Origin of the sequence: Streptomyces sp. NPDC001868, assembly GCF_040297125.1 — a bacterium.
GTDB lineage: Bacteria > Actinomycetota > Actinomycetes > Streptomycetales > Streptomycetaceae > Streptomyces.
On sequence record NZ_JBEOYO010000052.1, the window covers coordinates 50,179 to 66,862 of the forward strand.

A 16,684-nucleotide genomic window follows, 5' to 3' on the forward strand; every position below is an offset into this window, starting at 1 on the left:
GGAGCCTTCCCGTCGTCTCACCCCACGAAGTCGATCCGCTTCAGGACGTCCGCCGCGGCCCGGTCGATGATCACCGCCGCCCCGCATCCCTTCGGCAGCCGCCCCTTCTCCACCGCCCGCAGCAGCCGGGTCATGGCGCCCCGGTGCCGGGCGAAGGCGTACCGCGAGACCCCCCGTCCGCGCTCCCGCTGTCCGTCCCGGGCCTCACCGGGAGTGACGTCGAGCAGCAGCAGATGCAGGGTGCCGCCCCGCCTGCGGGCCTCGCGCGCGAGCCAGCTCCGCACCCACGCCTGTGTCCCGCAGTCGTGCACGACGATGCCCTCCCCCGAGCGGAGGGCGCGCCGCAGCCCCGCGTAGTGGGCGAGACGGACGAAGGGCCGGTAGGCCGCGTACGGCAGCCGGTGGCCGAAGCGGGCGTCGAAGCGGTCGCGGGTGTCCTGGGAGTCGATGCGGACGCCGGGCACCGCCCGCCGCATCAGCGTCGACTTGCCGCTGCCGGGGAGCCCGGTGACCACCACCAGGTCGTCCGGCTCGAAGGACAGCCCGTGAGGGCTGCGCCCGGCACGCTCCCTGAGATCGCGGACGACCGCCCTCGGGAACGGGCCGCACGCCTCGCCGGCCGGTGCGACGGGCTGCTTGGGCATGGCGATGCCCGAGGTCGTCGCATACGCCGTGGTCCTGTTCACCGTGATCGTCCTCCCCAGGGGTATGGGAGACCCATCCCCACAGACTGTAAAGAGAAGGTAATGCCCGATCCCTCCTGATTCAGTCCTCGTATTGCCACAAGAGTGCTACGGACCGCTGTGTCTGCTTGTTCTCGTCGTTCCCCCACCTGTGAAAGGTCCCCCTGCCGCACCGCGTCGATGCGTGCAATGATGTGCGCGCCAACTGCATACCGGCCGCTTGAATCCGCGCGGGAGAGCTCCCAGCAGCAGTGCGCTGGGGCGCCGAAGGAGCAAGTCCCTCCCTTGAATCTCTCAGGCCCAGATACCGCGCGGGCGAGGCACATCTGAAAAGCGGGCCGCACCTCTCTTCCGCAGGGGACGGCCCCACCCAAGGTGCAAACCACGACCACCAGTACGTACGGTCGTGGTGAACCTCTCAGGTTCCGATGACAGATGGGGAGGAACGCCCTCGCCTGTCATGCCCTGGGAGCAGAACCGATGAGCAACAGCCCCACCGCCGGACCGCGCCATACGGCGCTCGATGCCCTGCATCGTTCGCTCGGCGCGACGATGACCGACTTCGCGGGCTGGGACATGCCCCTGCGCTACGGCTCCGAGCGCGACGAGCACCTCGCCGTCCGTACGAAGGCCGGTCTCTTCGACCTCTCCCACATGGGCGAGATCACCGTCACCGGCCCGGGGGCCGCCGCGCTGCTGGACCACGCGCTGGTCGGCAACATCGGCGCGGTGAAGCCCGGCCGCGCCCGCTACACCATGATCTGCCGCGAGGACGGCGGCATCCTCGACGACCTGATCGTCTACCGGCTCGCCGACACGGAGGCCGGTTCCTCGACGTACATGGTCGTCGCGAACGCCTCCAACGCCCAGGTGGTGCTGGACGCGCTCGTCGAGCGTTCCGCCGGGTTCGACGCCGAGGTGCGCGACGACCGGGACGCGTACGCGCTGATCGCCGTCCAGGGCCCCGAGTCGCCCGGCATCCTGGCCGCCCTCACCGACGCCGACCTCGACGGCCTGAAGTACTACGCGGGCCTGCCCGGCACGGTCGCCGGGGTCCCCGCGCTGATCGCGCGCACCGGGTACACCGGCGAGGACGGCTTCGAGCTGTTCGTGAAGCCGGAGCACGCCGTCGAGCTGTGGCAGGCGCTGACCAAGGCGGGCGAGGGCGCCGGCCTGGTGCCCTGCGGGCTGTCCTGCCGGGACACGCTGCGCCTGGAGGCGGGGATGCCGCTGTACGGGCACGAGCTGTCCACCGCGCTGACGCCCTTCGACGCCGGGCTCGGGCGGGTCGTGAAGTTCGAGAAGGAGGGCGACTTCGTCGGGCGTGCGGCGCTCGCCGAGGCCGCCGAGCGCGCCGCCTCCGCCCCGCCGCGGGTCCTGGTCGGGCTGGTCGCCGAGGGCCGCCGGGTGCCGCGCGCCGGATACCCGGTCGTCGCCGACGGCCAGGTGATCGGCGAGGTCACCTCCGGCGCCCCCTCCCCCACCCTGGGCAGGCCGATCGCCATGGCGTACGTCGACGCCACGCACTCCGCGCCGGGCACCACCGGTGTGGGCGTGGACATCCGGGGCAGTCACGAGCCGTACGAGGTCGTGGCGCTGCCGTTCTACCAGCGGCGGAAGTGACACCTTCGTAGTCGTCCGGAAGCGGCGTCCGTACGGACCCCGAGCGTGACGCCGGGCACATTCACGCTGCTCACCAGCGGTTTCAGCAGTCCCCCCTTCATCATCACTCCCCCGCGTACAGGAGAATTCAGGCCATGAGCAACCCCCAGCAGCTGCGCTACAGCAAGGAGCACGAGTGGCTGTCGGGCGCCGAGGACGGCGTCTCGACGGTCGGCATCACGGAGTTCGCGGCGAACGCGCTCGGCGATGTCGTCTACGCCCAGCTCCCCGAGGTGGGCTCCACGGTGACCGCGGGCGAGACCTGTGGCGAACTGGAGTCCACGAAGTCGGTCAGCGACCTGTACTCGCCGGTCTCCGGTGAGATCACCGAGATCAACGAGGACGTCGTCAACGACCCGTCGCTGGTGAACACCGCCCCCTTCGAGGGCGGCTGGCTGTTCAAGGTACGCGTCGCGGAGGAGCCGGACGATCTGCTCTCCGCCGACGAGTACGTCGCCCACACCGCCGGCTGAGAAGACGAGGTCGTACGCATGTCGCTTCTGAACACGCCCCTGCACGAGCTGGACCCGGAGGTCGCCGCCGCCGTCGACGCCGAGCTGCACCGTCAGCAGTCAACCCTGGAGATGATCGCCTCGGAGAACTTCGCTCCGGTCGCGGTCATGGAGGCCCAGGGCACGGTGCTGACCAACAAGTACGCCGAGGGCTACCCCGGCCGCCGCTACTACGGCGGCTGTGAGCACGTCGACGTCACCGAGCAGATCGCCATCGACCGGATCAAGGAGCTGTTCGGCGCCGAGTACGCCAACGTCCAGCCCCACTCCGGCGCCTCGGCCAACCAGGCCGCGCTCTTCGCGCTGGCCCAGCCCGGCGACACCATCCTCGGGCTGGACCTGGCCCACGGCGGCCACCTCACCCACGGCATGCGCCTGAACTTCTCCGGCAAGCAGTTCGACGTGGTCGCCTACCACGTCGACACCGCCACCGGACTGGTCGACATGGCCGAGCTGGAGAAGCTCGCCAAGGAGCACCGCCCGAAGGTGATCATCGCGGGGTGGTCGGCGTACCCGCGTCAGCTGGACTTCGCCGAGTTCCGGCGGATCGCCGACGAGGTCGGGGCCTACCTGTGGGTCGACATGGCGCACTTCGCCGGTCTGGTCGCGGCCGGGCTGCACCCCAACCCCGTCGCGTACGCGGACGTGGTCACCTCCACCACGCACAAGACCCTCGGCGGTCCGCGCGGCGGGATCATCCTGGCGAAGAAGGAGTTCGCGAAGAAGCTCAACTCGTCGGTGTTCCCCGGCTTCCAGGGCGGTCCGCTGGAGCATGTGATCGCGGCGAAGGCGGTGTCCTTCAAGGTCGCGGCCTCCGAGGAGTTCAAGGAGCGCCAGCTCCGTACGGTCGAGGGCGCCCGCATCCTCGCCGAGCGGCTGACCGCCCCGGACGCCCGGGAGGCCGGTGTCGACGTCCTGTCCGGCGGCACCGACGTGCATCTGATCCTGGTCGACCTGCGCGCCTCCGAGCTGGACGGGCAGCAGGCCGAGGACCGGCTCCACGAGGTCGGCATCACCGTCAACCGCAACGCCGTCCCCGACGACCCGCGTCCGCCGATGGTGACCTCCGGGCTGCGTATCGGCACCCCGGCCCTGGCCACCCGCGGCTTCACCGCCGAGGACTTCACCGAGGTCGCGGACGTCATCGCCGAGGCGCTGAAGCCGTCGTACGACGCGGAGGCGCTGAAGGCCCGGGTCAAGGCCCTCGCCGACAAGCACCCGCTGTACCCGGGGCTGGGGAAGTAACCCCGACTTCATCGGTACGTAGTCCCGCTTTTCCGGGGCACCGCGCACACTGGGGAACGAGCGCGGTGCCCCACCCCCTGCACAACCCTCCCCCGTTCTGAGGAGTCACCGTGGCCATCTCCGTCTTCGACCTGTTCTCGGTCGGCATCGGCCCGTCCAGCTCCCACACGGTCGGCCCGATGCGGGCCGCCCGGATGTTCGCCCGCCGGCTGCGCAACGAGGAACTGCTCGCGGGCGTCGCCGCCGTACGCGTGGAGCTGTACGGCTCACTCGGCGCGACCGGTCACGGCCACGGCACCCCGAAGGCCGTCCTCCTGGGCCTGGAAGGCGCCTCGCCGCGCACGGTGGACGTCGAGTCGGCCGAGGACCGGGTGGAGGCGATCAGGGGCTCGGGCCGGATCCGGCTGCTCGACGAGCACGAGATCCCCTTCGACTTCGACCGGGACCTGGTCCTGCACCGCCGCAAGACGCTGCCCTACCACGCCAACGGCATGACGATCTGGGCGTACGACACCGGTGGCGCCGAACTTCTGTCGAAGACGTACTACTCCGTCGGCGGCGGATTCGTCGTCGACGAGGACGCGGTCGGCGCGGACCGCATCAAGCTCGACGACACGCCCCTCAAGTACCCCTTCCGCACGGGCGACGAGCTGCTCCGGGTGGCCAAGGAGACGGGTCTGTCGATCTCCGCGCTGATGCTGGAGAACGAGCGGGCCTGGCGCACCGAGGACGAGATCCGCTCCGGGCTCCTCGACATCTGGCGGGTGATGCAGGCCTGCGTCTCGCGCGGCATGTCCCGCGAGGGCATCCTGCCGGGCGGTCTGCGCGTACGCCGCCGCGCCTCCATGTCGGCCCGTCAGCTCCGGGCGGAGGGCGACCCGCTGGCCCGCTCCATGGAGTGGATCACGCTCTACGCGATGGCCGTGAACGAGGAGAACGCGGCCGGTGGCCGGGTCGTCACCGCCCCGACGAACGGCGCGGCCGGCATCATCCCGGCCGTCCTGCACTACTACATCAACTTCGTGCCGGGCGCCGACGAGGAGGGAGTCGTCCGCTTCCTGCTCGCCGCCGGTGCCATCGGCATGCTCTTCAAGGAGAACGCCTCCATCTCCGGCGCCGAGGTCGGCTGCCAGGGCGAGGTCGGCTCCGCCTGCTCCATGGCGGCGGGCGCGCTGGCGGAGGTGCTGGGCGGCAGCCCCGAACAGGTCGAGAACGCCGCCGAGATCGGCATGGAACACAACCTCGGCCTCACCTGCGACCCCGTCGGCGGCCTCGTCCAGATCCCCTGCATCGAACGCAACGGCATGGCCGCGGTGAAGGCCGTCACGGCGGCCAGGATGGCGATGCGCGGCGACGGCACCCACAAGGTGTCCCTGGACAAGGTCATCAAGACGATGAAGGACACGGGCGCCGACATGAGCGTCAAGTACAAGGAGACCGCGCGGGGCGGGCTCGCGGTGAACATCATCGAGTGCTGAGCGGGACGTTCAGGGGGTCGGCGCGCGTAGGGCCGGGTCGAGCAGGTCGGGGGTGTTCGGGGCGGGGTTCTCGTCGGTCCCGGCCCCGTCCCCGTAGGCGGTCGCGGTGAGGAAGTCGGTCTCGACCGGCGTCAGGTGCGCGAGCAGGGTGTCGAGCGGGTAGGTGTCGACGAATCGGGAACGGGCGCCCGTGACGAGCAGGACCGCGAGGGGGCGGTCGCCGTTCATGGGCAGGCCTGGGTGGACGTCGCCGCCCCAGTACATGACCGGGGTCCCGGTGCCGGGGTGGGCGAAGCGGCCCGCGCCCGCCAGCATCAGCAGGGCGGTCTGGGTACCGGTCTCGTCGCCGTGGTAGTCGTACAGATAGGCCTCCAGCGCCTCGCCCCGGTGGCGGAGCAGGGTGAAGCCCTGGGCGGCGCGTGGGGCGAGCAGGTCCCGGGGGGTCCTGGTCCGGTCGGCGCGGACGGCGGCCGCCGCCGCGGGGTAATGGGCGGCTAGTCCGGTCAGGGCCCAGTCCGGGTCGGCGCCGTCGACGGCCCATCCCGTGTACATCGCCGACGGGTTCTCGATGATGCCGAGGCCGGGCAGGGGTGTGCGCAGCCACTCGTCGAAGCCTTCGCGCGACATCGGTATCCGGGTCGCGAGCATGAACGAACGAGCGCCCATCGGGTGCCTCCTCGGGGCGACGGCAGCGGGCCTCGCACGATATCCCCGCCCGTCGGCTCCGGTTCGGGCCCGCGCGCCCCGGCGGCGAAGCTGCGTGTCCGGTTACGTGGTTCCACGTAGGGACGAGGTCACCGGGGGCCGGTTCACCGGGACGAGGTCAGCGGGACGGCCCGGTGACGCGGTGGGAGCCGGGGCTGGTGGCGGTCTCGCGGCCGGTCAGGCCCGCCAGGGACAGGGCGCCCGGGCCGGCGAAGACCAGGAGGAGGAAGCCCCAGCAGAAGAGGACGGGGGCGAGGCCGCCGTTCTGGAGGGGGAAGAGGCCGTCCTTCTGGTGTTCCGTGAAGTAGGCGAAGGCCATGATCCCCGAGCTGAGGAAGGCGGCGGGCCGGGTCGCGACGCCGAGGAGGATGAGGACGCCGCAGACCAGCTCGATGACCCCGGCATACCAGAAGGGCCAGTCGCCGACCGGGCTCGCCTTGCGGTCCAGGATCCCGAAGACCGTGGCGGCGCCCTCGCTGGCGAACAGCAGGCCCAGCACGATGCGGAACAGGCCGAGGACGAGGGGTTGGCGTGTCGTGAGCCAGTCGTCCAGGCTCGGGGTTCTGCTCATGGGTACTCCTCGGAGGTGTCGGCTACGCGTGGGTGCTCCCGGTTCCTCCTACGCATACGCCCCGCCTCCGGTTCAAGGATTGCGTCGGCAAGTTCGTCGCGGTGCGGGTGTACGGCCGTGACGCCCCTGGCGGATCGGTCAGGGGCGCTCCCCGGTGTTCGCGAGGGCCGCGCCGAGTTCCGCCCTGCGGCGGATGCCCAACTTGCGGTAGGTGCTGGTCAGATGGGTTTCGACGGTGCGGCGGGCGAGGTGGAGGAGTTCGGCTATCTCGGTGTTCGTACGGCTCTGCGCGGCGAGTTCGGCGATGCGGCGCTCGCCCGCGGTGAGCGCGGACGGGCCGGTCAGGGCGGCCGTGGTGCGGCGGGCGCCGCCCTCGCGCAGGGCCGCCTCCGCGACCGCGCGGAGGCGGAGCGCGCCCAGGCGTTCGGCGCGTTCGGCCGCCTCCCGGAAGGCGTCTCGGGCCCGCGCCCGCTCCCCGGACGCGGCGAGCCCCCGCCCCTGTGCCAGGAGCGCCGGTATCAACTCCGGTATCGCCTGTGGCGTCCACTGTGGTGCCGGCTGCGGTGTCCACTGCCGTATCGACTGCGGTATCGACTCCGTCTCCACCGCCGTTCGGTCCGGCGCCACGGCCCATTCGCCGTCCGGTGCCTCGGCCGCGTGGCCATCCATGTCCGGTGCCTCGGCCGCGCCGCCGAGCGAGCCCGTGCGGGACGTGAAGGCTCCGCCCACCGGCCGTGCGGGGTCCGTGCCCAGCGTCCAGCCGTGCACGGCCGTCGCCGTCGCGCGTGATCCGCCGTGCTGCCGGCCGACCTGGGCCGACACCCGGCCGCCGGCGCCCGCGACGGCGCTCCTCAGTGCCACGACCGAGGCCCCGGCCGCCGCGGCGGCCTCCTCGGGCACGCCGTCGGCTTCCTGCCGCAGCACCCGTACCGCCCGGTCCCCCAGCTCCAGGCCCCGGCGTCCGCCGGTCGCCGTGCCGAGGGCGGAGAGGGCGCGGCCGAGGACGCGGGGGGTGTTCCAGACGGTGGCGAGGCGGAGTTCCTCCTCGGCGAGGGAGAGGGCCTCGTGGGGGCGGCCGAGGGCGAGATGGCAGTCGGCGGCGGCGGTGCGCCAGGGGGTGACGACGGGGCTGGTGACGTCCCGGGCGGACTGGCGGCGGCCGCACTCCAGGAAGTCGTCGAGGGCGGCGGCGGGGTCGCCGGTGGCAGCGCGCAGGAAGCCCCGGGCGTAGAGGAAGCGGTTCAACTCCCAGGAGTCGTGGGCATGTTGGGTCGCGAAGCCGTCGGCGAGGCGGGCGGCCTCGTCCGTGCGGCCGGTCTCCACGAGGGCGATGACCCCGTGGGCGAGCGCGTTGGCGGACTCGGGGCGGCCGGCGACCGCGCGCGCGACCTCGGGGTCGGCGAGGACCTCCTCGTGGGCGCCCCGGGCGGCGGCGATGTCGATACGGACGTTGAGGAGGGCCAGGTGCATGGGGTGGAGGAGGGAGGCGCGCTGGCCGCCGAGCCCTCGGTGGACGAGGCGTTCGGCCTCGCCGAGCTGGTCGGCCCACTGGGCGACGGCGGCGGCGGTGCCCAGCAGGAAGGCCTCGGACGGCGGGTCGGCGGGCCGGGCGAGGAGGGCCCGGACGCGGTGCATCGCCGAGGCCGCCGAGATCAGGCCCGCCGTGGCCTCGTAGCGGACGAGGAGGGCCTGTCCGGCGGTGCCGACCAGCTGGGGCGTGCGTTCGGCGGTCTCGCGCAGCCAGCGGTAGACCTCCTGCCGTACGCCCTGGTCGTGGTCGGAGAGCAGGGCGGAGGCGGTCTGGACGGTGCGGATCAGGTCCGGGTGGCCCGTCAGATGTTCGTCGCGCAGACCGCGCAGTACGTCGACGGCGGCGCGGGCCTCGCCGCGCCGGGCCAGGGCGGTGCCCAGGGCGACGGCCGCGTGGACGCGTTCCCGGGGCGGGCCGGGCAGCCGCATCGCCTCGGCGAGCCGGGGGATGCCGGCGGTGGAGCGCACGGTGGCGTACTCCAGGGAGCCCAGTTCGGTGAGGACCACGGTGCGGCGGGCGGCCGGCATCGGTTCGTCGAGGGCGCGGCGGAGGTAGGCGAGGGCGTCGTCGCTGCGGTCGTCGCGGACGGCGTGGTCGGCGGCGTCGAGGAGGGCGCCGGTCGCCCAGGCCTCGCCGACGGGGGCGGAGCGCAGCAGTTGTCCGGCGACGGCCTCGGTGGGGTCGCCCCGGTGCAGCATCGCCTCGGCGGCCCGGCGGTGGGCGGCCTGCCGTTCGGCGCCGGCCCAGCCGCCGAGCACGGCGTCCCGCAGCAGCGGGTGGGCGTAGCGGGGCCGTCCCCCGGGGTCGGGGCGCAGCAGGCCGAGGCCGGTCATCGCGGTGAGCCAGCCGGACACGCGGGCGGGGTCGGCGTCGGCGGTCCGGGCGAGCAGGTCGGCGTCGGCCGGTACGGGGGTGTCCTCGTCGTCCAGCGCGGCGAGGGCGCGGGCGATGCCGGTGGTCGCGGGCCCGGCGCTGTCCAGCCACCAGGACACCGCGGCGGCGTAGGTGCCCGGGTAGAGCGCCGCGCAGGTGTCCGGAAGGGCAGCCGGGAAGGTCCCGGGGGCGATGTCGTGGAGGTCCGACAGCAGGGCGCGCAGCAGCAGGGGGTTGCCCGCGCCCGCGCGTAAGCAGGCGTCGACCCACTCCGGCGGGGCGCCGCCGTGGACGGAACGGACCAGCCGGGTCCCGGCGTCCGGGCTCAGCGGGGCCAGGGTGCGGGTGTGCACGAGGGCGGGGGAGAGGGCGTGCGCGAGGCCGTCCGCCGGGGGGTCGATGTCGTACTGGCTGCGCTCGGTGACCACCAGGAGCACCGGCAGCCGGTCGATGCGGCGGACGGCCTCGACGAGCCAGCGGCGGGAGGGTGCGTCGGCGAAGTGGGCGTCGTCCACGGCGACGAGCAGCGGGGACTCGGCCGCGTAGGAACGCAGCAGCCGCCACAGCCGCGCGGGCCTGCCCCGGTGCGGCTGGGTGCCCGGCGGGTCCGGTGCCTCGCCCACAGCCTGGTCGAACTCCGGCCCGTGGGCGAGGAGTTGGAAGACGGTGTCGAAGGGGACGGAGCTGTGCTCGGGCGAGCAGCGGGCCCGCAGCACACGCATCCCGTTCGCCGCCGCGTGCTCCGCGGCGGCCTCCAGGAGCGCGGTGCGGCCGGTGCCGGTGGCGCCCCGGAGCAGCACCAGACGGCCGGAGCCGGTCCGGGCGCGGGCGGCCTCGACGGTCAGCAGTTCCAGGGGCTCACGGCGTTCGAGAAGCGGTTCCGGCGCGCACATCGCTGTCTCCTGTCGTGGACTGTCGTTTTCCGATTCCGTTTCCGTTTCCACTTCCGTAGACGGGGCACGGGCCGTCGCGGTGCACCGTCCGTGGAGGGTCGGTGGCGTGGTGCCGTGGCGGAGCTCGTTGTCGGTCCCGTCGTCGGTCCCGTGGTCGATCTCGTGGTGCATCTCGTGGTCCTCCACGATTGCCCGGCGCACACGACACACAGAAGTGTTAATCGAGCCCATCGGCCACTCCCCTCACGGGAGCGGCGATTTCGTGCATACGGGAGAAACGGTTGCGCAGCACATTCCGGACCGCGGACACGGCGGCGGCCACGGCCACCGTCCCGGCGGAGCACCAGGAGACCCGGCGCCGTATCCCCGTCGTGGTCCACACCCTCGACCCGCTCTCCCGCGCCGGAGTGCTCAGCCAGCTGCGCGGGCACCCGGTGATCGACCTCGTGGACGACGCCGAGGTACGGCCGGGCACCGTCGCCGTACTGGTCGGTGAGACACCGGACGAGCCACTGCTGTCCGCGCTGCGCCGGATGGTGCGCAGCGAGGGGGCGCGGGCCGTCCTGGTGGTGAGCCTGATCCGGGAGACCGAGCTGCTCGATGTGATCGAGTGCGGGGTCGGGGCCATCGTGTGGCGCCACGAGGCCACCGCGCACCGGCTGTCGCAGGCCGTGCTCGCGGCCTCGCGCGGCGACGGCGACCTGCCCGCCGATCTGCTCGGCCGACTGATCAACCAGGTGGGGACGTTGCAGCGCTCCGTGGCCGGTCGCGGCGGGGCGCCGCTGTCCGGCCTGGTACCGCGTGAGATCGACGTCCTCCGGCTCGTCGCCGAGGGGATGGACACCGGCGAGATCGCGAGCAAGCTCTCCTACTCCGAACGCACCGTCAAGAACGTGATGCACGGGCTCACCACCCGGCTGCATCTCCGCAACCGGGCACACGCGGTGGCCTATGCCCTCCGGGAAGGCTACATCTGATCGAACGGGCAGACCCAACCGGCCGGTTGGGCAGCGCGCTCTGCCCCCGGGACGACCCCGGCGTGTCTGGTGGCGGGGCCCGCGCGACACGCAGGATCGGCGGACAGGCACACGACTCAGCAGGAGCACGACCGTGATCCACGAGGTGGACGACGTCCTCAAGGGACTGATCGGCGGTGGTGCCCTGGCCGGCTCCGGTATCGAGGTCTCCTTCGAGGCCCCGACCCGCGACTGGGCGGCCCGGCGCAACGCGCCCACCATCAACACCTACTTGTACGACATCCGCGAGGACGTCTCCCGTCGGCAGCGCGGCCACATGCCGGTCCGCGACGAGCGCGACATCGTCGTACGCCGTCGGCAGCCGCCCCGCTGGTTCCGGCTGTCGTACCTGGTCACCGCCTGGACCAAACAGCCCCAGGACGAACACCGGCTGCTCTCCGCGGTGCTGGCCACCCTGCTGCCCCACGAGCTGCTGCCCGCCGACGAACTCCCGGGCGCGCTCGGCGCGCTGGGCCTGACCCTGCCGCTCTCGGTGGCGGGGCTGCACACCGAGTCGCGGTCCCTGGCCGAGGTCTGGTCCGCGCTGGGCGGCGAGATGAAGCCGTCCCTCGACCTCGTGGTCACCGTCCCCTTCCCGGCCTTCCCCGAGTACGACGCCGGTCCCCCGGTCACCGAGGGCGCGGCGATCCGCGTACGCGGCATGGACGGCTCCCTGGAGGGCTCGGAGGAACGCGCCCACCGGCCCGGCCGGTTGGCGTCCGCCCCGCACACCGGGGACCAGGGGGACCGTCCGACGGCCGCACCCGGCACCGGAGAACGACAGCGGTGACCACGCACGCCTCCCCCGCCTCCCCGCCCGCCCTCACCTCCCCCGGCACCGACCCGCTGCTCCTCCGGCTCGCCCGGCTGCGCGACCGCGTCGCCGAGTTGGTGGCCGAGCGCGCCGCAGGCGACCCGACTGCGGGTGATCCGCTGCGGGGGCTGTATCTGTCCGAGGAGGGCGTACGGCATCTGCTGGGGCCGTCGGCGGGGTCGCACCCGTCCGCCTTCCCGGACCTGGAGACCGCCCCGGACGGACCGCTGGAGCGGCTCGCGGAGCGGCTCGGGCTCACCGAGCTGGACACGCGGATCCTGCTGATCGCCCTGGCACCCGATCTGGACCGCTCCTACGAGCAGTTTTACGGGTATCTGAACGACGACGTCAGCAGGCGTCGGGCCACCGTCGGGCTCGCGCTCGATCTGTGCGGGCTGCCCGCGCATCTCGCCCCGGCACGGGCCCGGTTCCGGCCCTCGGCTCCGCTGAGCGCGCTCGGGCTGCTGAGCATCGAGGAGCCCGAACGCCCCTTCCTCGGGCGGACGTTGCGGGTGCCGGACCGGCTGGTCGCGCATCTGCTCGGCGACGACACGCTGGACGCGGCGCTGGTCGGCCCGGTCCGTCCGCTCGCGCCGCCGACCCCGACCCCGGCCACGGCCCCGGCTCTGTCCCCGTCCGACCGTGACGGTCGCGCCTCGTCCCCGCCCTCGTCCTCTTCCACGCCCCCTTCCTCTTCCTCGTCCGTGGAGGACGGCGGGTTCACCGCCCGGCTGGCCGCGCGGCTGGCCGCCGCCCCGGTCACCGTCCATCTGCGGGAGCACCGTGAGGGCGACGGGCTGATGCGTGCCTCGGCCGCCCTGAGTGCGGCGGGGCTGGAGGCGCTGCACTTCACGCCCCCGGCGGCCGACGAGGATCTGTCCGGGCTCCTCCCCCGGCTGCTGCGCGAGGCCCGGCTGCGGGGCTGCGCGATCGTGGTGTCGCCGTTGCCGGAGAAGCCGGGGCCGCTGTTCCGGGCGCTGACGGCGGCCGACGTGTCCGTGCTGTTCGCCGGGGCCCAGCCGTACGACCCGCACTGGTGCGACCGTGATCCGCTGGTCCTCGATGTGCCCCGGCCGCCCTCGGGCGCGGTGGACGCCTGGTCGGCGGCGCTCGGTGCCGGGGCGGACGGGCCGGGGTTCGACCTGGCGGCCACGGTCGCCCCGTACCGGCTCGGCGGGGACCGGATCGCGCGGGCGGCCCGCGCGGCCGTGGACCTCGCGGCGTTCGACGGCACCGAGCTGACCGCCGCCCATCTGCGGCTGGCCGCGCGGCTGCAGTCCGCCTCCGGTCTGGAGCGGCACGCCCGCCGGATCCGCCCCGACGTCGGCTGGGGCGACCTCGTGCTGCCGGACAAGCCCCTCGCCCAGCTGCGGGAACTCGCCCTGCGGGCCCGGCATCGCGACCGGGTGCTCGGTGACTGGCGGCTGAGTGCCGGGGGCGGCCGGGGCCACGGGGTCCTGGGGCTCTTCGCGGGCGAGTCGGGCACCGGCAAGACGCTGTCGGCGGAGGTCGTGGCCGCCGAACTGGGCCTGGACCTCTATGTCGTGCAGCTCTCCTCGATCGTCGACAAGTACGTGGGCGAGACCGAGAAGAACCTCGAACGGATCTTCACCGAGGCCGATCGCACCGACGCCGTGCTGCTCTTCGACGAGGCGGACGCGGTGTTCGGCAAGCGCTCGGAGGTCAAGGACTCGCACGACAAGTACGCCAACATGGAGAGCGCCTATCTGCTCCAGCGTCTGGAGTCGTTCGACGGGATCGCCCTGCTGACGACCAATCTGCGGGCCAACATCGACGAGGCGTTCACCCGGCGGCTGGATCTGGTGGTCGACTTCCCGTTCCCGGACACCGCCCAGCGGCTGGCCCTGTGGCGGCACAGCCTCGCCGCGGTGCCCCGCGCGGACGACATCGACCCGGCGGCGGTCGCCCGGGACTTCGAGCTGGCCGGCGGTTCCATCCGCAGCGCGGTCGTCACCGCCGCCTATGCCGCCGCCGGACGCGACGGCACGGTCACCACGGCCGACCTGCGGGAGGGCGCCGAGCGCGAGTACCGCAAGGCCGGGCGGCTGGTGCCGGGCGAGGGCAACTGGTAGCCGCCGTCCTCACCGGCAGCCGGTGAGGACGCCCCCGCCGAACGGGGCTACTTCACACGCCACTTCTGGTTGGGCGTGCCCGCGCAGGTCCACAGCTGGAGCCTGGCGCCGTCGCCGGTGCCGTTGTCCTTCACATCCACGCACTTGTCGGCCTGCGGGTTGACCAGGTCGCCCTGGGTGCTGAGCACGAACTGCTGGGCGGGGTTGCCGCTGCACCTGGCCACCTGGATGACGGCGCCGTCGTCGCGGGAGCCCCACGCGACGTCCATGCACAGCCCGAGGGAGCGCACGGTGCCGTCGTTGCGGAAGTCCCACTTCTGGTTGGCGGTGCCCGCGCAGTCCCAGATCTGGAGCGGGGTGCCGTCCTTGCCCTTGCCGTTCTCCGCGTCCGTGACGTCGATACAGCGGTTCGAGCCCTGGCCGATGATCTTGAACCCCTTGGCGGCGGCCGGCTTCTTCGTCGTGACCTTCGGGTCCGGCTCCTTGTCCGCCCCGGACCCGGAGCCCGATCCCGCGCCGGACCCTGACCCGGAATCCTCGCTCGCGCCCGCGCCCGGACCCGTGTCCTCGGGCTGGTCCTCCTGCTCGGGGGCCTCGGGCGTCTGGGAGGGCAGCGGCGCCGCCGAGATGCTCGGCGCCGGGGCCATCGCGGACGGGCTGGCGCTCGGCAGGGCCGTCGTACCGGCCTCCCGCAGCTCGGTCGCGGCGCTGGTGACCGAGGGCTGGTAGGCGAGCCAGAGCATGACGAAGGTGATCGCCAGCGCCAGGACGACCCCCACACAGGTGGCGAGCCAGCCCGGCAGGAACCCCCGCTGGACATAGGTGCCGTCGACGGGCTGCGGTGCGACACCCGCCCGTTGCACGGCGAGCGCGTACGGCCGCTCCTCCTTGGACCCGAACCAGATGATCTGGCGCGGCTTCAGCGTGGCCTTCACGAACGCGGCACGACCGGGCTCGATCTGCACATTGCTCGGATGGATGTCGTACGACAGCTGGTCACCGTTGTCGCTGCCGCTGACGGCGGCGGTGACCTTCGTGTTGCCCAGGTTGTCGATGGCGAGCTTCGGCCGGCCCCGGAAGCGTCCCTTCACGGTCGGCGGCACGAGTTCCGCCCGTACCTCCGTGAACGGGGTGATCGTCAGGTTCCCCTCGGGGACGGTCGTCGCCTCCGGGTGCTGGGTCGGCGTGATCCGTACGGCGTACGGGTTCGGGCCGGCCGTCGCGTCGGGGGTGCGGGGCGGCGCGAAGGTCAGCTCCACCGACCCCGTGGTCCCCGGGTAGAGCCGCAGGGTCTGCGGCTCCACGGTGGTCCACGGGGCGATGTCGCCGACGGGCTCGAAGCGGTACTCGTCGACGACGTCGCCGGTGTTGCGCAGACGCAGCCGTACGGTCGTGATGCTCCCCGGGTCCACGGTCGCGGAGGCGGGTTCGAGGGAGGTCCAGAGGCTCACGGTCAGACCTCCGTGCCAGGAACGATCTGCCATTCCTGGTCGTCGGTGACGGTGCAGTGGAAGAGCATCAGGGTCACCTCTTCGCGTGTGTCCTCGTTGCCCGCGATCTCAAGACACTTGTTCTTGCTCGCGAAGTTGCGGATCCAGTAGCCGCCGCTCTGCTGCGGGTCGAGCCACCACAACTGGTTGTCGCTGGTCGTGCCGTCACAGGTGAACTCCGTGATCTTCGTATGGATCGGGTTCTCGCCGTAGTTCGGCAGGTCCATGCAGAGCTGGTCCTTGGCGTTGCGGATCTGGAAGAGATCGCTGCCGTCGGGCGCCTTCTTCGCGGCCTTCACCTCCAGGTGCCAGAGCTGGTTGTCCGCCGTGCTGCCGTCGCAGGTGAACTGCTGGACCCGGCCGTCCCTCCGGCCGTTGCCCTCGCCGGGGACGTCGGCGCACAGCTTGGTGGCGAGGTTGCGCAGGAGGATGTCGCGGGCGGGCAGCACGCTCTCGTTCTCCTCCTCGGTCGCCTCGGGCGACGCCGCGGGCTCGCCGCCCCCGCCCCCGCCGCCGTCACCGCCACCGTCGTCGTCCGCCTTCTCGGACGGGGCCGACTCCTCCTCCGGCTCCGGACTCGGCTCCGGCTTCGGTGACTCCAGAGGTTGCGGCGAGACCGAGGGCGCCAGTGTGCTGACACCGGCCTCCCGGAACTCGCCGGCCGCGCTGCTCACCTTGGGCTGGAAGGCGAACCACATCGTCAGGAAGGTGATCGCCAGCGCCAGGAAGATCCCGAGACAGGTGGCGAGCCAGCCCGGCAGGAAGCTGCGCTGTACGTAGACGCCCTCGACGTCGACCGGTGTGACGCCCGACCGCTTCACCGCCAGCGTGTAGGGCCGCTCGTCCTTGGACCCGAACCAGGTGATCTGGCGCGGCTTCAGCGTGGCCTTGACGAACGCGGCACGACCGGGCTCGATCTGCACATTGCTCGGATGGATGTCGTACGACAGCTGATCACCGTTGTCGCTGCCGCTGACCGACGCGGTCACCTTCGTGTTGCCGACGTTGTCGATGGCGAGCTTGGGCCGCCCCCGGAACCGCCCCTTCACGGTCGGCGGCACCAGCTCGGCCCGCACCTCCGTGAACGGGGTGATCGTCAGGTTCCCCTCGGGAACCGT

13 protein-coding genes and 2 riboswitches are annotated in these 16,684 nt (G+C 72.7%); of the genes, 7 read left to right on the forward strand and 6 right to left on the reverse strand.

The window, feature by feature from the left end; all coding sequences use genetic code 11:
* Positions 1-17: 17 nt before the first annotated feature.
* Positions 18-686 (reverse strand): AAA family ATPase, encoded by a 669-nt coding sequence (locus tag ABT147_RS37960; protein WP_351415015.1) that lies wholly within the window; start codon positions 684-686, stop codon positions 18-20.
* Positions 687-904: 218 nt separating this feature from the next.
* A riboswitch (glycine riboswitch) is annotated at positions 905-1,003 on the forward strand.
* Positions 1,004-1,128, forward strand: a riboswitch (glycine riboswitch).
* A gap of 35 nt (positions 1,129-1,163) precedes the next feature.
* On the opposite strand from ABT147_RS37960, the gene gcvT reads away from it, so the two are divergent.
* The 4 genes from gcvT (at position 1,164) to ABT147_RS37980 (ending at position 5,580) form a co-directional block, all read left to right on the forward strand.
* Positions 1,164-2,306, forward strand: a complete 1,143-nt coding sequence (gcvT, locus tag ABT147_RS37965) for a glycine cleavage system aminomethyltransferase GcvT (RefSeq protein ID WP_351415017.1) — start codon at positions 1,164-1,166, stop codon at positions 2,304-2,306.
* Between the two features lie 134 nt (positions 2,307-2,440).
* Positions 2,441-2,818 (forward strand): glycine cleavage system protein GcvH, encoded by a 378-nt coding sequence (gcvH, locus tag ABT147_RS37970; protein WP_351415019.1) that lies wholly within the window; start codon positions 2,441-2,443, stop codon positions 2,816-2,818.
* An 18-nt stretch (positions 2,819-2,836) separates the two neighbouring features.
* The gene (gene glyA, locus ABT147_RS37975; RefSeq protein ID WP_351415021.1) at positions 2,837-4,102 is read left to right on the forward strand and encodes a serine hydroxymethyltransferase; all 1,266 of its coding nucleotides are present in this window, start codon (positions 2,837-2,839) and stop codon (positions 4,100-4,102) included.
* Between the two features lie 110 nt (positions 4,103-4,212).
* Entirely contained in the window at positions 4,213-5,580 is a 1,368-nt protein-coding gene (locus tag ABT147_RS37980) for an L-serine ammonia-lyase (protein ID WP_351415024.1), read from the forward strand.
* Between the two features lie 9 nt (positions 5,581-5,589).
* Here the strand turns inward: ABT147_RS37980 and ABT147_RS37985 are convergent, their stop codons facing one another.
* From ABT147_RS37985 to ABT147_RS37995, 3 genes are all read right to left on the reverse strand, one after another.
* Positions 5,590-6,246 (reverse strand): hypothetical protein, encoded by a 657-nt coding sequence (locus tag ABT147_RS37985; RefSeq protein WP_351415026.1) that lies wholly within the window; start codon positions 6,244-6,246, stop codon positions 5,590-5,592.
* 157 nt (positions 6,247-6,403) lie between these two features.
* Complete coding sequence (locus ABT147_RS37990; protein ID WP_351415029.1) at positions 6,404-6,856, reverse strand: DoxX family protein; 453 nt, start codon at positions 6,854-6,856, stop codon at positions 6,404-6,406.
* A gap of 138 nt (positions 6,857-6,994) precedes the next feature.
* Positions 6,995-10,153, reverse strand: a complete 3,159-nt coding sequence (locus ABT147_RS37995; RefSeq protein ID WP_351415031.1) for a helix-turn-helix transcriptional regulator — start codon at positions 10,151-10,153, stop codon at positions 6,995-6,997.
* Positions 10,154-10,434: 281 nt separating this feature from the next.
* Between ABT147_RS37995 and ABT147_RS38000 the strand changes: the two genes are divergently transcribed.
* The 3 genes from ABT147_RS38000 (at position 10,435) to ABT147_RS38010 (ending at position 14,076) form a co-directional block, all read left to right on the forward strand.
* Positions 10,435-11,130 carry a helix-turn-helix transcriptional regulator gene (locus ABT147_RS38000; protein ID WP_351415033.1) on the forward strand — a complete coding sequence of 232 codons (696 nt, stop codon included), beginning with the start codon at positions 10,435-10,437 and terminating at the stop codon, positions 11,128-11,130.
* Between the two features lie 133 nt (positions 11,131-11,263).
* Positions 11,264-11,959 carry a Pvc16 family protein gene (locus tag ABT147_RS38005; RefSeq protein ID WP_351415035.1) on the forward strand — a complete coding sequence of 232 codons (696 nt, stop codon included), beginning with the start codon at positions 11,264-11,266 and terminating at the stop codon, positions 11,957-11,959.
* Entirely contained in the window at positions 11,956-14,076 is a 2,121-nt protein-coding gene (locus tag ABT147_RS38010) for an ATP-binding protein (RefSeq protein ID WP_351415038.1), read from the forward strand. The genes ABT147_RS38005 and ABT147_RS38010 overlap by 4 nt, the downstream gene beginning before the upstream one ends.
* Before the next feature lie 47 nt (positions 14,077-14,123).
* On the opposite strand, the gene ABT147_RS38015 is transcribed toward ABT147_RS38010, so the two are convergent.
* Entirely contained in the window at positions 14,124-15,527 is a 1,404-nt protein-coding gene (locus tag ABT147_RS38015) for a ricin-type beta-trefoil lectin domain protein (RefSeq protein WP_351415040.1), read from the reverse strand.
* 2 nt (positions 15,528-15,529) lie between these two features.
* Positions 15,530-16,684: RICIN domain-containing protein (locus ABT147_RS38020; RefSeq protein WP_351415043.1), on the reverse strand; the 1,155-nt coding region annotated here is incomplete at its 5' end.

Bases quoted from the DNA above. Each gene is read 5' to 3' on its own strand.
- ABT147_RS37990 (WP_351415029.1), bottom strand. From the start codon at position 6,856: ATGAGCAGAACCCCGAGCCTGGACGACTGGCTCACGACACGCCAACCC.
- ABT147_RS37985 (WP_351415026.1), bottom strand. From the start codon at position 6,246: ATGGGCGCTCGTTCGTTCATGCTCGCGACCCGGATACCGATGTCGCGC.
- gcvH (WP_351415019.1), top strand. From the start codon at position 2,441: ATGAGCAACCCCCAGCAGCTGCGCTACAGCAAGGAGCACGAGTGGCTG.
- ABT147_RS37995 (WP_351415031.1), bottom strand. From the start codon at position 10,153: ATGTGCGCGCCGGAACCGCTTCTCGAACGCCGTGAGCCCCTGGAACTG.
- gcvT (WP_351415017.1), top strand. From the start codon at position 1,164: ATGAGCAACAGCCCCACCGCCGGACCGCGCCATACGGCGCTCGATGCC.
- glyA (WP_351415021.1), top strand. From the start codon at position 2,837: ATGTCGCTTCTGAACACGCCCCTGCACGAGCTGGACCCGGAGGTCGCC.